The organism is Zavarzinia sp. (genome assembly GCF_049306435.1).
GTDB lineage: Bacteria > Pseudomonadota > Alphaproteobacteria > Zavarziniales > Zavarziniaceae > Zavarzinia.
In genome coordinates, this window is the sequence record NZ_JBAQRT010000134.1 from 1 (window position 1) to 16408 (window position 16408).

Below are 16408 nucleotides of genomic sequence, written 5' to 3' on the forward strand. Positions count from 1 at the left end.
GCGCCGCGGTCAAGGCGGCGCCCGTCGCCGCGCCCCGGGATTCCGGCGAACGCCGGCTTTGAACCTGTCGCCAAACCTGCTAGGAAGGGCCATGTTCTGCCGTGGATGGCCCCATCCGCAGCACCCAGGGAGAGGATGATGCCAGTCAAGAAGCCGCTCGTGATCGTCACGCGAAAGCTGCCCGAAGCGATCGAGACGCGGATGATGGAGCTGTTCAATACCAAGCTCAATCCCGATGATCACCCCCTGAGCCAGGCCGAGCTGATCGAAGCGGTGAAGACGGCGGACGTGCTTGTCCCGACCGTGACCGACCGGATCGATGGCCGCATCCTCGCCCATGCCAATCCCAATCTGCGTCTGATCGCCAATTTCGGCACCGGCGTCGACCATATCGACCTCGCCGCCGCCCGCCAGCGCGGCATCACCGTGACCAACACCCCGGGCGTCCTGACCGAGGACACGGCGGACATGACGATCGCCCTCATCCTCGCCACCTCGCGCCGCCTGGCCGAGGGCGAGCGGGTGATCCGCACCAGCGAATGGAGCGGCTGGTCGCCGACCTGGATGCTGGGCCGCCGGATCTGGGGCAAGCGCCTCGGCATCATCGGCATGGGCCGCATCGGCACGGCGGTCGCCCGCCGCGCCCGCGCCTTCGGCATGTCGATCCACTACCACAACCGCAACCGGGTGCCGGAAGAGCTGGAGCACGAGCTGGAAGCGACCTATTGGGAAAGCCTCGACCAGATGATGGCCCGCATGGACATCATCTCGGTGAACTGCCCCCATACGCCCGCGACCTATCACCTGCTGTCGGCTCGCCGCCTGAAGCTGCTGCAGAAACACTCGATCCTGGTCAACACCGCCCGCGGCGAAGTGATCGACGAGAATGCCCTGACCCGGATGCTGGTCGGCAACGAGATCGCCGGCGCCGGTCTCGACGTGTTCGAACACGAGCCCGCCGTGAACCCCAAGCTGGTCGCCCTCGACAATGTCGTGCTGCTGCCGCACATGGGTTCGGCCACCATCGAGGGCCGCCTCGACATGGGCGAGAAGGTGATCATCAACATCAAGACCTTCGCCGACGGCCACCGTCCGCCGGATCGCGTGCTCGAAGGCCTGCTCTGAGCTGAAACGGCCCCGCCCCGCGCGGGGCCGTCCTTCGACGAAGGCGAAGGTTGGGAAGCAAAGGAAACGGCCCCGCCCCCGCGCGGGGCCGTCCCTACTCCGAACGGACGTTGCCCGTCCCGCCGTTTGACCCGAGCCTTGGCCGGGGAACCGCAAAGGGGCAATCCGATGGCCAGCCGCAACATCCGCTTCAACGTCACGATCAAGGCGCCGCGCCCGCTGGTCTATTCATGGCTTGGCGATCACGAGAAATTCGGCTCGCTGCTGCCGGGCCGGACGACGCGCATCGTCGACGGCACGGGCGCGAGCGGCATCAACGGCGAAGGCTCGGTCCGCCGGGTCTCCTTCGGCATCAGCCACACCGACGAAAAGGTCACGGCGGCGATCCCGGACGAATATGTCGAATACACGGTGGTCGATGGCAGCCCGGTGAAGAACCACCTCGGCCGCATCCGCCTCGCCGATGCGGCCGATGGCGGCACCGAGATCGATTACCGGATCGAATTCGACCCCCGCATCCCCTTCACCGGCGCGCCGACGGAAATGCTGGTCCGCGCCATCATCGGCGGCGGCCTCGCCAAGCTGAAGCGCCGGCTGGAAGCCGCCTGAGCCTCAGAGCCTGTTTGGAAATCCGGCGGCTGAGAGCCGGCGAGAGATTTTCGTGTCCCGCAAGGAGGCGGTCGCCGCCGATATCGTGTGATATCGGCAAGATCGCCGACGCCACGGGGCGCGGAAAGATCCGCCGGATCGACCCGGCCGGGGTTTCCAAACAGGCTCTCAGTAGCCGAGGCTGCGCTGAATGAAGCCGAGGGCGCCGGTCAGGCGCAAGGGGCCGTCGGTCACGGCGAGAACCATGCAGGTCTCGCCCGGCTCGGCGATCGGCTTGTGCTTCACCGAGGCATCGGTGATCTGCAGGTCGCCGCGAGCGAAACGGCCGGAGTGGTCGTTGAAGGCGCCCGACAGGACGAGCGTGTATTCATTGCCCTGATGGGTGTGATGCGGCACGCCCTTGCCGGCGTCGACCCGGATGATCTGGGCCGAACCCTGATGGCCCGTTGGCAGGTCGAGCTGCAGGGTTTTCACCCCGGGGGCGATGCTGCGCCAGCGCTGCGTGGCCAGGCTGCGCCGGCCGAGGGGACGAAGCGCCGGCGGCAGGACATCGATCAGGGCATCGGCCGTTTCCTCGCCGAAGGACGGCGCGGCGGGCTTCGGCGTGTCGAACCAGGTCACGTCCCCATTGTCGATCCGCGCCATCAGGCGATCGAAAGCGCCCTCGCTCATGGCGACGGGTTCGATGGCATCGAGAAGGCCGCCGCCGACGGCCAGGCATTCCTGGGCCTTGACCCGGCACTGGGGGCAAAGGGCCAGATGACCATCGACCAGGACGGCGAGCGCGGGATCGAGCGTGCCGGCGGCATGGTCGAACAAAAGCTCGGCGGGCAGGTGATGGGACGGCGTCACTGGTACGACTCCATGGCACGACGCAAGCGACTGAAAGCCAGACGCATTCGAGACTTTACCGTACCAAGCGGCAGTTTGCGTAGCTCCGCAATCTCGACATGCGATTTTCCCTCGTAATATCCGAGCTGCAGCAAGTCCAGCTGTTCGGGCGGAAGATCCGCCAGCGCGGCGCGCAGGGCGGCGTCGCGGCGGGTTTCCGCGGCGATGGTATCGGCCGGGAGAGGGGCGGACGGGCGCAGCAGCGGCTCCTCGGGGTCGAGGGCAGGCTTCGACTCGCGGCGGATCAGATCGATTCGGCGGTTCCTGGCGATGGTGAAGACCCAGGTCGAGACCGAGGATTGCCGCCGGTCGAAGCTCGCGGCCTTGCGCCAGACGGTCAGCATGACCTCCTGCACCAGTTCCTCCGCCGCCGCGTCGGCCGAGCCGAGTCGCCGCAGAAAAGCCTTGAGGCGGGGGGCCAAATGGGCGAAAAGCCGCGCGAACGCCGCCCTGTCGCCATTTTCTGCGACAGACTCGACCCAATCGGCCAGGATTTCCCGTTCGTTGATATCCGCGTTCTGCATGGGGCTGAAGACTCACGCGCCTGAGCGCGGGGATAATGGGCAAGGCCAGGGGTGGAAATGCGGGGCCCGGGCAGCTATCTTGTGAACTCTCGAAAAAGGTTGTGATCAGGCGCCATGAAACGCTTCCTATTCGCCGCGTTCGGCATGTTTCTGTCAATGGTCGCTGCCGCCGCAGCGATGAATTCCGCCCAGGCTGAAGATAATCCGCTGCTGGGCAGCTTCGGTGACTGGCAGGCCTTCAAGACGAAGCAAGGCGGCAAGGACGTCTGCCTCGTTTCGTCGAAGCCGTCCAAGTCCCTGCCCGAGGGGGCCAAGCGGGGCGACATCTTCTTCCTGATCTCGCATTTCCAGGAAGGCGGCGTGCGCAACCAGGTGCAGATCCTGATCGGCTATCCGTTCAAGGCCGGCTCCACCGCCAAGGTCAAGATCGGAGGCCAGACCTTCGAGCTGTTCACCGATGGCGAGAATGCCTGGGCGCGGGAAACCGCGACCGACGAGAAGATCGTCCAGGCCATGCGCAAGGGCGCCAACGCCGTCATCACCGGCACGTCCCAGCGCGGCACCGAAACGACCGACACCTTCAGCCTCAAGGGCATTTCCGCCGCGCTCGACGCGATCGGCAAGGCCTGCAACCTCTGACCCCCGACCGGAAACCCCATGACTGTTGACGTACAGGCGCCGATTCTCCCGGCCGATGGCTCGAAGCTCAATCTGATCGGGCTCGACCGGGAAGCGCTGGGCCGCGTGCTCGACGAACTCGGTCAGGGCGGCAAGCCGCGGCGAATGCGCATCCAGCAGCTCTGGCACTGGATGTACAGCCGCGGCGTGACCACGATCGAGGACATGACCACCCTGTCCAAGGACCTGCGCGCCGCCCTCCTGGAGCGGGCGACGGTGGCGCGGCCCGAGATCACCAAATCGCTGCTGTCGGTCGACGGCACGCGCAAATGGCTGGTGAAATGGCCGGATGGGCAGGAAGTCGAGTCGGTCTTCATTCCGGACGACGACCGGGGCACGCTCTGCGTTTCCTCGCAGGTCGGCTGCACCCTGACCTGCCGCTTCTGCCACACCGGCACCCAGACCCTGGTGCGCAACCTCGGCCCGGCCGAGATCGTGCAGCAGGTGATGATCGCGCGCGACGCCCTTGGCGAATGGCCGTCCTCGCCGGACGGAAGGCTGCTGTCCAACATCGTCATGATGGGCATGGGCGAGCCCCTTTATAATTTCGACAATGTCGCCGCCGGCCTGAAGCTGGTCATGGACAACGAGGGCATCTCGCTGTCGCGCCGCCGCATCACCCTGTCGACCGCCGGTGTCGTCCCGATGATGAAGCGCGCGGGCGAGGAACTGGGCGTCAATCTCGCCGTCTCGCTCCACGCGGTGACGGACGAGATTCGCGATCGCATCGTGCCCTTGAACAAGAAATATCCGATCAACGAACTGATGCAGGCCTGCCGCGATTACCCGGGCCTGAACAACGCCCGCCGCATCACCTTCGAATATGTGATGCTGCGCGACGTGAACGACAGTCCGGCCGATGCCCGCGCCCTCGTCAAGCTGATCAAGGGCATTCCGGCCAAGGTCAATCTGATCCCGTTCAATCCCTGGCCCGGCGCGCCCTTCGAGCGCTCGACCCCGGAGGCGATCAAGACCTTCTCGCAGATCGTCTTCGACGCCGGCTACGCCAGCCCGGTGCGCACGCCCCGGGGCGAGGACATCATGGCCGCCTGCGGCCAGCTGAAATCGGATTCGGTGCGCCAGCGCAAGGCCGATCTCCTGCGCCGCGAGGTCGACGCCGCCTTCGCCGCCAAGGACGCGGCGGCGGTCGCGTGATCCACGCTTGATATTGCTTGCAATATCATTCCGCCCGGCAAAAATCATGACATGCGGATTGTCCTTGATACGGCTGCGTTCATTGCCGCGCTTCGCAGCGAAGCGGGGGCATCCCGCCGGCTTCTGATCGCGTCGCTCGAGCGGCGGTTGACGCTGATCCTCTCGGTGCCGCTGTTGATCGAGTATGAGGCTGTTGCCGTCCGGCCGGAACATCTTGATCGTGCGGGTCTGTCCGTTGAAGAGGTCGGCGTTGTTCTGGATGCCTTGGCCGCCGTGGCTGAACCTGTTCGTCTCTCGTTCCTCTGGCGTCCGACCCTTCGGGACGCCAATGACGACATGGTGCTCGAAACGGCGGTCAACGGGCGGGCCGACGGGATTGTGACATTCAATATCCGAGACTTCGCCGCTGCCCGGGAGCGCTTCGGTGTACAGATATTTTCCCCGCGCCAGGCCTGGGAAAAATTGGAGACTGGCAGATGAAGAAGAGCAATTTCGCCCTCCGGCTTCAGACGTCACTGCTGGAAGAGGCGCGCAAAGTGGCCGATGCCGAAGGCGTGGCCCTGAATCAACTGATCAATGTCGCCGTCGCCGAAAAATTGTCCGCCCTCAGAACGGAAACTTATTTCGCTGAAAGGGTCGCGCGGGCCGATGTCCCCAGGGCTCTCGATATCCTTCGCCGCGCAGGTGTCGGTCGGGAGCCGGACAAGGGTGACGGCTTGATGGATCCGGTTGAATAGAATCCGAGGGCGCATGATGACCACGATCACCAATATCCAGGACCTGCGCGCTCTGGCGAAGAAGCGCATCCCCAGGGCGATCTTCGATTACGCCGATCGCGGTTCCTACGACGAGCGGACGATTTCCGCCAACCGGGCCGATCTCGCCGCCCTGGCCCTTCGCCAGCGGGTGATGGTCGACGTCTCCGACCGGACGCTGGCGACGACCATGGTGGGCGAGGATGTCGCCCTGCCGGTCGCCATCGCGCCCACGGGTCTGACCGGCCTGTTCCACGGCAATGGCGAGATCTGCGGCGCGCGGGCGGCGCAGGCGTTCGGCGTGCCCTTCACCCTGTCGACCATGTCGATCTGTTCGATCGAGGATGTGGCGGCGGCGACCAGCAAGCCGTTCTGGTTCCAGCTCTACGTCATGCGCGACCGGGAATTCTCGAAAAGCCTGGTGGAGCGGGCGATCGCCGCCAAATGCTCGGCGCTGGTGCTCACCCTCGATCTGCAGATCCAGGGCCAGCGCCACCGCGACCTGAAGAACGGCCTGTCGGTGCCGCCGCGCCTCACCCTCGCCAATGCGATCGACATCGCGACCAAGCCCGCCTGGGCCATGCGCGTGCTGATGGGCAAGCGCCGGTCCTTCGGCAATCTTGACGGCTTCGTGAAGGGCGCCGATTCGCTGACCACCCTGTCGGCCTGGACGGCGCAGCAGTTCGATCCTTCCCTGTCGTGGAAGGATATCGAATGGGTGCGCAAGATCTGGCCGGGCAAGCTGATCCTGAAGGGCATTCTCGATGTCGGCGACGCGCGGGCGGCGGCCGCGACCGGGGCCGACGCGGTCGTCGTCTCCAACCACGGCGGGCGTCAGCTCGACGGGGCAATTTCCTCGATCAAGGCGCTGCCCCGCGTCGTCGACGCCATCGGCCACCAGACGGAGATTCTGTTCGACGGCGGCGTGCAGTCGGGTCAGGACGTGCTGAAGGCTCTCGCCCTTGGCGCCAGGGGTTGCCTGATCGGCAAGTCCTTCCTCTATGGCCTCGCCGCGATGGGCGAGGCCGGGGTGACGAAGACCCTGGAGATCCTGGCTAGGGAACTCGACGTGTCGATGGCCCTGACCGGCACGCGCCATGTGCGCGACGTGACGGGCGCCGTGCTCGATCGCTGAAGCCCGGCGGCGCCTACCAGTTGCCCTTGGCGATATCGAAGCCGAGGCGGACCAGCACCGCGAGGGTGGTCACGGCAAGGGCGATGACCTGCAACCGGCGCAGGTCGAGGCGGCGGGGCGGACGGTCCTGCGGGGGCTTGCGCTGGGGCTGGGGCATGGCGTTTCCGGGTCTGGCTTCTGACATGGGGCGGCTTTGCCGCCGCCCCACCCCTACACCAGCTTTCAGCGCGCGACCACCCGCCTGTACAGGTGCCAGGTGGCATGACCCAGCACCGGCAGGACCACGATCAGCCCGGCGAAGAAGGGCAGCGAGCCCAGCACCAGCCCACCGGCGACGATCACGCCCCAGACCGCCATGGCCAGCGGGTTGGCGGCGACGACCCTGACCGAGGTGGCGATGGCGATATCCATCCGCACATGACGGTCCAGCATCATCGGAAAGGACACGACGCTGATCGAAAGGACGGCGACGGCGAAGACGAAGCCGACGCCGAGCCCGGCGACCGACATCAGAAGTCCCGCCCGCGTGTTGAAGACATCGTGCAGAAAGGCGGCGAGGGAGGCGGGCGGCATCGGCCCCAGGGTCGCGGCGTAAATCGTCTGGGCCGCATATTGCCAGCCGAAGAAGATGGCGACGAGCACAAGGCCAAGAAGAATGATGCCCGTCAGCCCGGGCGCCCGCAGCACGCCGAACGCCCCCAGCCAGCTGACCTCGGCCCCGCCCTCGCGCTGCCGGCTCATCTCGTAGAGGCCAAGGCCGGCCAGCGGCCCGATCAGGGCGAAGCCCGAGGCGAGCGGAAAGATCAGCGGCAGCAGCCCGCTGTCCATCGCGATACGGGCAAGCACGAGGCCGATCAGCGGATAGACCAGGCACAGGAAGATGACATCGGTGCGGCAGGCGGCGAAATCGTCGAGACCGCGGCGCAGCGCGACACCGAGATCGGCAAGCTCGATCCGGCGGATCATGGGCAGGCGTCCGCCGGTCTCCAGGTCCTCGCGGTAGATGTCGTGGCCGGCGGCGTTGATCGCCCTTGCGGTGCCGGCCAGAAGATCGGCGCTCCATTCCACGGGGTTGCGGATGGTCATGGTGCTTCCTCCCGAAGATCTGCGGGCCGGACCTCGAAGGGCCGGCCGGATTCGGGGCTCCGGGCGTCGTGGCCTCACGCCTCACCCAACACCTGCCACGGCGTTGCCGTGACCCGTGGCCCCATCATAGGCCGGGTGGGGCATTTTGTCCCTGCCGACGGCGGGGTCATGATCTGCCGCAAGGCGGGGTGCGGATATCGGTGCGATGCTGCGCGAGTGAGCGTTTCCAGTGATCGTCCCGGCCGATCGCCCGATCGCGCAAGACGGCGCGTCTGCCTCTTGAATTATTCTAATCTGGGTGCCATTTTAGGCACGCAGTCAGGCGGTTAGGTCTATCACTTTCCGCTGGCGGCGGGGCCGAGTCCGGTCTTCCGCCAGACATCAACCCGAGAAGGATATGTTCTCATGTCGCTCATCAATACCGTTGTGAAGCCGTTCAAGGCCCAGGCCTATCACCAGGGCAAGTTCGTCGAGGTGACCGAAGAGTCCCTGAAGGGCAAGTGGTCGGTCTTCGTGTTCTACCCGGCCGACTTCACCTTCGTCTGCCCGACCGAGCTGGGCGACCTCGCCGACAATTACGCCGAATTCCAGAAGCTGGGCGTCGAAATCTATTCCGTCTCGACCGACACCCACTTCACCCACAAGGCCTGGCACGACACCTCGGACACGATCGCCAAGATCACCTATCCGATGGTCGCGGACCCGACCCTGGCGATCTCGCGCGCCTTCGAAGTGCTGATCGAAGAGGAAGGCCTCGCCTATCGCGGCACCTTCGTGATCAACCCCGAAGGCCAGATCAAGATCATCGAAGTGCACGACAACGGCATCGGCCGTGACGCCAAGGAACTGCTCCGCAAGGTGAAGGCGGCCCAGTATGTCGCCTCGCATCCGGGCGAAGTCTGCCCCGCCAAGTGGACCCCGGGCGAAGCGACCCTGAAGCCGTCGCTCGACCTCGTCGGCAAGATCTGACCCGCCGACCGTCTGTCGGCAGGATCTGACCCGCCGACCGTCTTCGGTGCCCGGGGAATCCGCCCCGGGTGCCACCCCTCAAGGGTGAAGCGCGCCGCTCGCGCTCCCCCGCAGCTGGAAAGTGTGTTGTCATGTTGGACGCCAATCTCAAGGCCCAGTTGAAGGGCTACATGGAACGGGCCACGTCGCCGATCGAGATCGTGGCCTCCCTTGACGACAGTGAAGCCGCCGGCCAGATGCGCTCGCTGCTGGCCGATATCAAGGACGTCTCGTCCCTGGTGTCCCTGCGCGAGGACAATGCCGCCGACGTGCGGAGGCCCTCGTTCAGCCTGAACCGCCCCGACGGCACGGTGAGCATCCGCTTCTCCGGCCTGCCCATGGGCCATGAATTCACCTCGCTCGTCCTTGCCCTGCTGCAGGTCGGCGGCTATCCCCCCAAGGTGGATGCCGACACCATCGCGCAGATCAAGGCGCTGGACGGCGATTTCAGCTTCCGCACCTATATCTCCCTGACCTGCCAGAACTGCCCGGAAGTCGTGCAGGCGCTGAACCTCATGGCCGTGCTCAATCCCCGGATCAAGCATGAGATGATCGACGGCGCCCTGTTCCAGGACGAGGTGACGGCGCTTCAGATCATGGCGGTGCCCACCGTCTATCTGAACGACGCGGTCTTCGGCCAGGGCCGGATGGAGGTGGGCGAGATCCTGGCCAAGATCGATACCGGCGCCGAGAAGCGCGCGGCCGAGAAGATCAACGCCAAGGACGATTTCGACGTCCTCGTCGTCGGCGGCGGCCCGGCCGGCGCCGCGGCGGCGATCTATGCCGCGCGCAAGGGCATCCGCACCGGCGTCGTCGCCGAACGTTTCGGCGGCCAGGTGCTGGACACCATGGGCATCGAGAATTTCATCTCGGTCAAGGAAACCGAAGGGCCGCGCCTGGCCGCCGGGCTCGAGGAACATGTGAAGTCCTATGACGTGGACATCATGAACCTCCAGCGGGCCAAGACGCTCACCCCCGGCGATCTGGTCGAGATCGAACTGGAATCGGGGGCCCGGCTGCGCTCGAGGACCGTGATCCTGGCGACCGGCGCCCGCTGGCGCGAGATGGGCGTGCCCGGCGAGAAGGAATATCGCACCAGGGGCGTCGCCTATTGCCCGCATTGCGACGGCCCGCTGTTCAAGGGCAAGCGCGTCGCGGTGATCGGCGGCGGCAATTCCGGCGTCGAGGCGGCGATCGATCTCGCCGGCGTCGTCGCCCATGTCACGCTGTTCGAATTCCTCGACGTGCTGCGCGCCGATGCCGTTCTCGTTCGCAAGCTGAAGAGCTTGCCCAACGTCGACATCATCATGGAAGCCCAGACGACCGAGGTGATCGGCGATGGTCAGAAGGTGAAGGGTCTTGCCTACAAGGACCGCAAGACCGGCGAGGCCCATGTGCTCGACCTCGAAGGCATCTTCGTCCAGATCGGCCTCGTTCCCAACACCGAATGGCTGAAGGGCGGCCCGGTCGAGCTGACCCCGCGCGGCGAGATCGTGGTCGATGCCCGCGGCCAGACCTCGGTGCCCGGCGTCTTCGCCGCCGGCGACGTGACGACCGTGCCCTACAAGCAGATCGTCATCGCCATGGGCGAAGGGGCCAAGGCCTCGCTCGGCGCCTTCGATCATCTGATCCGCAGCTCGGCCCCGGCGGCCAAGGCCGCCGCCGAGTAATCGGGCATATCCCAAGAACGCGGGCCGCCGGGTGACCGGCGGCCCGTCGTCGTTTTCGGGGTCTCTCTCAGACCACGTTGAAGATGTAGAAATTGTCCTCGGTCAGTTCGGACAGGACGACACCCTCGAGGGTGATGCTGTTGTCCGCGTCGTGGGTGATCACGACGTCTCCGCCGACCTGCGCCGCATGGGCCATGATATCGGCGAAATCGGCGAAGAGATCGTCGTCGAAGATCACATCGTCGCGGGCGCCCCGGGCGTCGGTCTTGAAATCGGTGATGCGATCGTGGCCGAAGCCCGCCCGGTAGACGAAACTGTCGCTGCTGCCACCGTTGGCGCCGCCACCGGTGAGAATGTCGTCGCCGGCGGCCCCCTCGATCGTGTCGGGGGCGATGCTGCCGGTGATGGTGTTGGCGAGGGCGTTGCCCCGCACATGGCCGAAATTGCTGTCGGTCAGGACAGCGTTCTCGACATGAGCGGCCATCGTGTAGTGCTTGTCGTGGCCGCCGTAGATGATCGTGTCGGTGCCGCCGCCGGCGCTTTCGATCACGAGATCGTTGTAACTGTCGACGACATAGGTATCGTCGCCCGCGCCGCCGCGCAGGATGTCGTCGCCGCTGCCGCCGTCGAGCCGGTCGTTGCCGAGACCGCCGCTCAGCACGTCGTTGCCGCCGAGGCCCGACAGGATATTGTCGCCCGCGCCGCCGGTCATCGTGTTCGCGAGCGAGTTGCCCGTGCCGTCGGCGGCGGCATCGGTGGTCAGAATCAGATCGTCGAGGCCGGAGTTCAGGGTGAAGCTGACGGCGGCGCGCACGAGGTCGTGTCCGCCACCGCCCGCTTCGCTGACCGTGTCGCCGACCGAATCGACGACATAGATATCGTCGCCGAGGCCGCCGTACATGCGGTCGTCGCCAGCCCCGCCGTCCAGGCGATCCGCGCCGGCACCGCCGATCAGCTTGTCGTTGCCGCCGAGGCCCGACAGGCGGTCGTCGCCTTCGCCGCCGTCGAGCGTGTTGGCGGCCGCGTTGCCGGTCATGGCATTGCCGAGGGCGTTGCCGGTGCCGTTGATGCGGGCGCTGCCCCGCAGCAGCAGGTTCTCGATGTCACCGCCCAGCCCATAGGTGATGGTGCTGTCGACCCGGTCGATACCGGTGGCGCCGCCGTCGACGACGATATCGCCCGCATCGTCGACGATGTAGCGATCGCCGCCCTCGCCGCCTTCGAGCCGGTCGGCGCCGCCGCCGCCGTTCAGCACATCGTCGCCGGCGCCGCCGGTGATGATGTTGTCGAGATCATTGCCGGTGCCGGTGAAGTCGCCGCTGCCGACATAGACGAGATTTTCGACCCCGGCCGGCAGGCGGAAGACGTCGAGCGAGGTCTCGATGGTATCGGTGCCGTCACCCGCCAGCTCGACGACGGTATCGCCGGCCTGATCGACGACATAGGTGTCGTCACCGCCCCGGCCCGCCATGCGGTCGTCGCCGAGGCCGCCGTCGAGCCGGTTCGCCCCGGCGTCGCCCGCGATGTCGTCATTGCCGTTGGAGCCATTGACATTCTCGATGGCGATCAGCGTGTCGTTGCCCTGTCCCGTGCCGGTCGAGGTGCCGGCGGCGAGATCGACGACGACCCCGGCGGACGAGCCGGCGAAACTGACCGTGTCGCTGCCCGCGCCGCCGTCGAGCAGGTCGCTGCCGGAGCCGCCGACCAGGATATCGTCCCCGCCGACACCCTTCAGGTGGTCCTTGCCGCCAGCGCCTTTCAGCACGTCGCGGCTGGCGCTGCCGACATAGAGTTCGTCGGCCGAGGTGCCGGTCCAGCTGCGCGGACCGTCGGCATGGCCGAGAACGAAGTAGATTTCGCCAACGGTGTAGGAGTAGCCGTAGTACTGGGTCGTCGCCATCGGATTGGACAGGACGAAATCGTCGAAACCGTCGCCGTTGACGTCGCCGGCCCAGGCGCCGGCGCTCAGGCCGGGACCGGTGGCGACGAAGCCGTTGGTGCCGTCGAGATCGGCCATCGTCAGGTCGCGGACGGAGACGCCGGCGCGGCCGAACAGCACGCCGTTGATGCCGATGCCTAGATCGTCCAGCGTATCGCCGTTGATGTCGCCGGCCCGGCCGAGATAGGCGATGCCCGAGACCTTGTAGCCGGAAGTGCTGTCGAGCGCGCCGAGGTCGATGCCGCCCTCGAAGCCCGATGCCTTGCCGAAGACGACATAGGACACGGCGCCGCCGCCGGTCGCGCCGACCGCGACATCGTCGTAACCGTCACCGTTCACATCGCCGATACCGTTGACCGTGGTGCCGGCCTTATTCCCGGCGGCCGCCCCGGTGATCTTGAATCCGGTCGTGCCGTCGACCGTGGCGGGATCGACGGTGGCGGAAAAGCCGCCGGCCTTGCCGAACAGGATATAGGCCTCGCCCGCGTCGGTCCCGGCGCTGTCGCCATTGGCATTGCCGACGATGATGTCGTCGAAACCGTCGCCGTTCACATCCCCCGCCGACGTGAAGCCGTTGAAGCTGCCGACGAGGGTGAAGCCGTTGGCGCCGTCGACGACCGGGGTCGTGAAATATTCCGAGAAGCCGCTGGTCTGGCCGAAGATGACGGTGTTGCCGGACACGAAGTCGTCGCAGCCGTCGCCGTTGATGTCGCCGATACCGCCGATACCACCTTCGGCGATCTTGAAGCCGTTGCTGCCGTCGAGCCCGGCCAGATTGCCGCCACCGAGCCCGGCGGCGCCGAAGACGACATAGGCCCCCGGCGCGTCCGAGAAGCCGCCGCCGGTGCCATAAATGATCGCATCGGCGAAGCCGTCGCCATTGATGTCGCCGAGCGCGCCGAGGCCGCTACCGAAATATTCATATTCCGAGGCCTGGCCCGCGAAAGTGCCCCAGCCGCCCAGCCCCTCCACGGCGGAATGGGGCACATCCGTGCCCTGCACCACGTAGACCCGGCCGTTGTACTGGTCATCGAGATGCGGCGCGCCGACGAGGACATCAGCCAGTCCATCACCGTTCATGTCGCCGACCCCGGCGAGGGTGGCGCCATTATCGTCGAAGGCGTCGGGGATGATGTCTCCGACCAGGGTATAGCCGTTCGTGCCGTCGAGCGTGGTGACGTCGAGGTGGTTCGGAAATGTCGGCATGGTGTTTTCCCCAGAAGATCGGTCGGTGCCGGGCGGCGGGCCGCGAGCAGCTAAGGCGCCGGGCGTGGCGCCAGCATTGATCCATCGCAAGAAGGCGCCTCTTTCACGCGAATGAACGGAAGCATACCCGTTCTGGTCTCAAAGAGAAGGGCGAAATAGCGGATCATATACACCGCAATAAAGTGATTTGTTTTATTTATGAGATATTTCGTGTGAATAAATATCGTCATGAAGTGTTCGATAAATAATGATTTGGAGCCGCAAAAATTCCCCCCGCATTTCCCGCCGTGATTTGCTCGGGGCCACCTCCCTGCTCACCCTCGGCCTTGTCGCCGGCCTGCCGCCGCGCATCGCCCGCCCGGGCCGCAATGCTCGAGGCGCTGTCGCCGGACGTCATCCGCAAGGTCGCGTCGTGAGCGGCGGGCGGCGATCGCGTGGCGGCCTGGTCCTGCACCGGCTGGGCGGTGCGGCCATCGCCTGGACCCCGCCCGTCGTGCTGCCGATCCTGTTGGAGCGGCGGCGCCCACCGGGCTCGTCGAAGCCCGCTCCCTGCCGGCGCCGAGCGCCGGCCCACCGACAAGGTGCGGCCGGCTTTTTGTCCCTGCGCCGGAGGCTTGACATTTTATTCCGAGCAAATACTCTGTTTAGAGTAATTACTCGGAACAACGGCGGCGCCCGCGACCGCCCGGAAGAGGGGACAAGATCCATGTTGCGCTACAGCCAGTTTTTCCTGTGCTATCCGGTGCTGGCGGCGACCGCCGCCGGCCTGTTCCTCGGCGGGCCCTTCGTCTGGGCCGGCCTTGCCCTCACCCTCCTGCTGGGCGGCGCGGCCGATTACCTGTTCGGCGCGGATACCAGCGAGCCGGAATATGGCCAGACCTGGATCCTCGACATCCTGCTCTATGGCGTCCTGCCGATGATCGGGCTGATGCTGCTCGGCCTTGCCTGGTTCATCGCCGGGGCGGACGCGGATCTGCTGGGCCTCGGCGCGCTGGCGCAGGCGCTGACGGGTTACGATGTCCTGGCGGCGCGGGCCGAGGCGGGCGTGCTGACCCACGTCGGCGCGGTGATTTCCGTCGGCACCATGCTGGGCGTCGCTGGCATCAATGTCGGCCACGAGCTGACCCATCGCACCTGGGATCCGCTGTCGATGTTCTTCGGCCGCTGGATGCTGGCCGCCGCCTATGACGCCAGCTTCGGCATCGAGCATGTCTATGGCCACCACAAGAATATCGCGACCTACGACGATCCCGCGACCTCGCGCCGGGGCGAGACGCTCTATGCCTTCGTCTTCCGCTCGACCTGGGGCCAGTATCGCAATGAATTCCTGCTGGAGCGGGATCGCCTGTCGCGCCGGGGCCTGCCCTGGATCCATCCGGCCAACCGTTTCCTGCGCGGCCTCGCCATGCAGGCGGCGATCACGCTGGCCTTCCTGCTGGCCACCGGCCCCGTCGGCGCCGTGACCTATGCGGTTGCGGCCCTCATCGGCAAGAGCTGGCTCGAATATGTGAATTACATCGAGCATTACGGCATCGTCCGCGTGCCCGGTACCCTCGTGCGGCCGGATCATTCGTGGAACTCCAACCACGCGGTCTCGTCCAAGATCCTGTTCAACCTGACCCGTCATTCCGACCATCACGCCCATGGCGACAAGCCGTTCTGGGAACTGAAACCCTACGCGCACGCGCCGACCATGCCCTTCGGCTATGTCGTGATGATCCTGATCGCCTTCGTGCCCCCCCTGTGGTTCCGGGTGATGGAGCCGAAGCTGCGCCACTGGGAAAGCAAGCACGCGACCCCGGCCGAGCGGGCGCTGCTCGCCGGCCCGCGCCGCCGCGAAACCCTGGCCGCGGCCGAGTAAGCGGAAGAGGAGGAGGCGCCGCCATGCTGTCCCGCCTGTTCGGTCGCAAGGCGGCCGCCACCATCACCATTCCCGCCGCCGGCCGCAGCCTCGAGGCGGAAAGCGGCGCCACCATCCTGGCGACGGCGCTGAAGGCCGGCATCGCCTATCCGTCCAACTGCCGGGTCGGCAGTTGCGGCGAATGCCGCAGCACCTTGGTCGAAGGCAAGGTGAAGGCCCTGACCGACTTCTCCTACACGCTCTCGGCCGAAGACCTGGCGGCGGGCTGCATCCTCGCCTGCCAGGCGGTGCCGAAAGGGCCGGTGGTGGTCGAGCCGGTGCTGCCCCTGCGCGATCTCTCTGGCGATGAACGGGCGGCCGCAGGCCTGCCCGCCCGCATCCTCGAGGTCACGGCCCTGACCGCCGACATCCGCCGCGTCGTGCTGGAACTCGACGCGCCCCTGCCGTTCAGCCCCGGCCAATATGCCGCCTGGACCGTGCCGGGCATCGCCGCCGGGCGGGCCTATTCCTTCGCCGCCGCCCCTCGCGCGGGCGAGACCCGCATCCCCTTCACCATCCGCCATGTTCCCGGCGGCGCCCTGACCGACTGGCTCTTCGCCGCCGACCGCCGGGGCGAGACGGTGCTGCTCGATGGCCCCTTCGGCCAGTTCGGCCTGAAGCCGGGGGCGGGGGCGGCGCTGCTGATCGCCGGGGGCTCGGGCCTTGGACCCGTGCTGTCGCTGCTCGAGGCGATGGCGGCGGCGGGGGAACGGCGGCCTCTGACGGT

General features: G+C 66.5%; 16 protein-coding genes. 11 read left to right on the top strand and 5 right to left on the bottom strand.

All coding sequences use genetic code 11. From position 1 onward, the window contains the following. The first annotated feature begins 138 nt into the window (after window positions 1-138). Together WAZ62_RS07245 and WAZ62_RS07250 are read left to right on the top strand one after the other, a co-directional pair. The gene (locus tag WAZ62_RS07245; RefSeq protein WP_422642859.1) at window positions 139-1125 is read left to right on the top strand and encodes a 2-hydroxyacid dehydrogenase; all 987 of its coding nucleotides are present in this window, start codon (window positions 139-141) and stop codon (window positions 1123-1125) included. Between the two features lie 168 nt (window positions 1126-1293). Beyond that, complete coding sequence (locus tag WAZ62_RS07250) at window positions 1294-1734, top strand: SRPBCC family protein (RefSeq protein ID WP_422642844.1); 441 nt, start codon at window positions 1294-1296, stop codon at window positions 1732-1734. A gap of 168 nt (window positions 1735-1902) precedes the next feature. On the opposite strand, the gene WAZ62_RS07255 is transcribed toward WAZ62_RS07250, so the two are convergent. Beyond that, entirely contained in the window at window positions 1903-2586 is a 684-nt protein-coding gene (locus WAZ62_RS07255; RefSeq protein ID WP_422642845.1) for a ChrR family anti-sigma-E factor, read from the bottom strand. Beyond that, complete coding sequence (locus WAZ62_RS07260; RefSeq protein ID WP_422642846.1) at window positions 2583-3149, bottom strand: sigma-70 family RNA polymerase sigma factor; 567 nt, start codon at window positions 3147-3149, stop codon at window positions 2583-2585. Before WAZ62_RS07260 ends, WAZ62_RS07255 begins: the two co-directional genes overlap by 4 nt. Window positions 3150-3305: 156 nt before the next feature. On the opposite strand from WAZ62_RS07260, the gene WAZ62_RS07265 reads away from it, so the two are divergent. The 5 genes from WAZ62_RS07265 to WAZ62_RS07285 are packed head-to-tail and all read left to right on the top strand — an operon-like array spanning window position 3306 to window position 6872. Continuing rightward, the gene (locus tag WAZ62_RS07265) at window positions 3306-3788 is read left to right on the top strand and encodes an invasion associated locus B family protein (RefSeq protein ID WP_422642847.1); all 483 of its coding nucleotides are present in this window, start codon (window positions 3306-3308) and stop codon (window positions 3786-3788) included. An 18-nt stretch (window positions 3789-3806) separates the two neighbouring features. Beyond that, on the top strand, window positions 3807-4982 hold the full coding sequence (gene rlmN, locus WAZ62_RS07270; RefSeq protein ID WP_422642848.1) for a 23S rRNA (adenine(2503)-C(2))-methyltransferase RlmN: 1176 nt from the start codon (window positions 3807-3809) through the stop codon (window positions 4980-4982). Window positions 4983-5033: 51 nt separating this feature from the next. Beyond that, window positions 5034-5462 (top strand): putative toxin-antitoxin system toxin component, PIN family, encoded by a 429-nt coding sequence (locus WAZ62_RS07275; RefSeq protein ID WP_422642849.1) that lies wholly within the window; start codon window positions 5034-5036, stop codon window positions 5460-5462. After that, a complete protein-coding gene (locus tag WAZ62_RS07280; protein ID WP_422642850.1) occupies window positions 5459-5719 on the top strand; it encodes a hypothetical protein in 261 nt (86 codons plus the stop codon). The genes WAZ62_RS07275 and WAZ62_RS07280 overlap by 4 nt, the downstream gene beginning before the upstream one ends. A 13-nt stretch (window positions 5720-5732) precedes the next feature. Beyond that, window positions 5733-6872 carry an alpha-hydroxy acid oxidase gene (locus WAZ62_RS07285; RefSeq protein ID WP_422642851.1) on the top strand — a complete coding sequence of 380 codons (1140 nt, stop codon included), beginning with the start codon at window positions 5733-5735 and terminating at the stop codon, window positions 6870-6872. A gap of 13 nt (window positions 6873-6885) precedes the next feature. On the opposite strand, the gene WAZ62_RS07290 is transcribed toward WAZ62_RS07285, so the two are convergent. Both WAZ62_RS07290 and WAZ62_RS07295 read right to left on the bottom strand, forming a co-directional pair. Further along, on the bottom strand, window positions 6886-7029 hold the full coding sequence (locus WAZ62_RS07290) for a hypothetical protein (RefSeq protein ID WP_422642852.1): 144 nt from the start codon (window positions 7027-7029) through the stop codon (window positions 6886-6888). Between the two features lie 65 nt (window positions 7030-7094). Continuing rightward, window positions 7095-7958 carry a DUF2189 domain-containing protein gene (locus WAZ62_RS07295; protein ID WP_422642853.1) on the bottom strand — a complete coding sequence of 288 codons (864 nt, stop codon included), beginning with the start codon at window positions 7956-7958 and terminating at the stop codon, window positions 7095-7097. A gap of 405 nt (window positions 7959-8363) precedes the next feature. Between WAZ62_RS07295 and ahpC the strand changes: the two genes are divergently transcribed. Further along, a complete protein-coding gene (gene ahpC, locus WAZ62_RS07300; RefSeq protein WP_422642854.1) occupies window positions 8364-8927 on the top strand; it encodes an alkyl hydroperoxide reductase subunit C in 564 nt (187 codons plus the stop codon). A 131-nt stretch (window positions 8928-9058) separates the two neighbouring features. Beyond that, window positions 9059-10636, top strand: a complete 1578-nt coding sequence (gene ahpF, locus WAZ62_RS07305; RefSeq protein WP_422642855.1) for an alkyl hydroperoxide reductase subunit F — start codon at window positions 9059-9061, stop codon at window positions 10634-10636. Between the two features lie 67 nt (window positions 10637-10703). Here the strand turns inward: ahpF and WAZ62_RS07310 are convergent, their stop codons facing one another. After that, on the bottom strand, window positions 10704-13781 hold the full coding sequence (locus tag WAZ62_RS07310) for a hypothetical protein (protein ID WP_422642856.1): 3078 nt from the start codon (window positions 13779-13781) through the stop codon (window positions 10704-10706). A gap of 706 nt (window positions 13782-14487) precedes the next feature. Here WAZ62_RS07310 and WAZ62_RS07315 point away from each other — a divergent pair. Continuing rightward, window positions 14488-15642 (top strand): alkane 1-monooxygenase, encoded by a 1155-nt coding sequence (locus WAZ62_RS07315; RefSeq protein ID WP_422642857.1) that lies wholly within the window; start codon window positions 14488-14490, stop codon window positions 15640-15642. A 23-nt stretch (window positions 15643-15665) separates the two neighbouring features. Beyond that, window positions 15666-16408 (top strand): 2Fe-2S iron-sulfur cluster-binding protein (locus WAZ62_RS07320; RefSeq protein WP_422642858.1); only part of this gene is annotated, 743 nt, incomplete at its 3' end.

Coding starts and splice junctions, on each gene's coding strand:
- WAZ62_RS07245 (WP_422642859.1), top strand. CDS start 139: ATGCCAGTCAAGAAGCCGCTCGTGATCGTCACGCGAAAGCTGCCCGAA.
- WAZ62_RS07250 (WP_422642844.1), top strand. CDS start 1,294: ATGGCCAGCCGCAACATCCGCTTCAACGTCACGATCAAGGCGCCGCGC.
- WAZ62_RS07260 (WP_422642846.1), bottom strand. CDS start 3,149: ATGCAGAACGCGGATATCAACGAACGGGAAATCCTGGCCGATTGGGTC.
- WAZ62_RS07265 (WP_422642847.1), top strand. CDS start 3,306: ATGGTCGCTGCCGCCGCAGCGATGAATTCCGCCCAGGCTGAAGATAAT.
- rlmN (WP_422642848.1), top strand. CDS start 3,807: ATGACTGTTGACGTACAGGCGCCGATTCTCCCGGCCGATGGCTCGAAG.
- WAZ62_RS07275 (WP_422642849.1), top strand. CDS start 5,034: ATGCGGATTGTCCTTGATACGGCTGCGTTCATTGCCGCGCTTCGCAGC.
- WAZ62_RS07280 (WP_422642850.1), top strand. CDS start 5,459: ATGAAGAAGAGCAATTTCGCCCTCCGGCTTCAGACGTCACTGCTGGAA.
- WAZ62_RS07285 (WP_422642851.1), top strand. CDS start 5,733: ATGATGACCACGATCACCAATATCCAGGACCTGCGCGCTCTGGCGAAG.
- WAZ62_RS07290 (WP_422642852.1), bottom strand. CDS start 7,029: ATGCCCCAGCCCCAGCGCAAGCCCCCGCAGGACCGTCCGCCCCGCCGC.
- WAZ62_RS07295 (WP_422642853.1), bottom strand. CDS start 7,958: ATGACCATCCGCAACCCCGTGGAATGGAGCGCCGATCTTCTGGCCGGC.
- ahpC (WP_422642854.1), top strand. CDS start 8,364: ATGTCGCTCATCAATACCGTTGTGAAGCCGTTCAAGGCCCAGGCCTAT.
- ahpF (WP_422642855.1), top strand. CDS start 9,059: ATGTTGGACGCCAATCTCAAGGCCCAGTTGAAGGGCTACATGGAACGG.
- WAZ62_RS07310 (WP_422642856.1), bottom strand. CDS start 13,781: ATGCCGACATTTCCGAACCACCTCGACGTCACCACGCTCGACGGCACG.
- WAZ62_RS07315 (WP_422642857.1), top strand. CDS start 14,488: ATGTTGCGCTACAGCCAGTTTTTCCTGTGCTATCCGGTGCTGGCGGCG.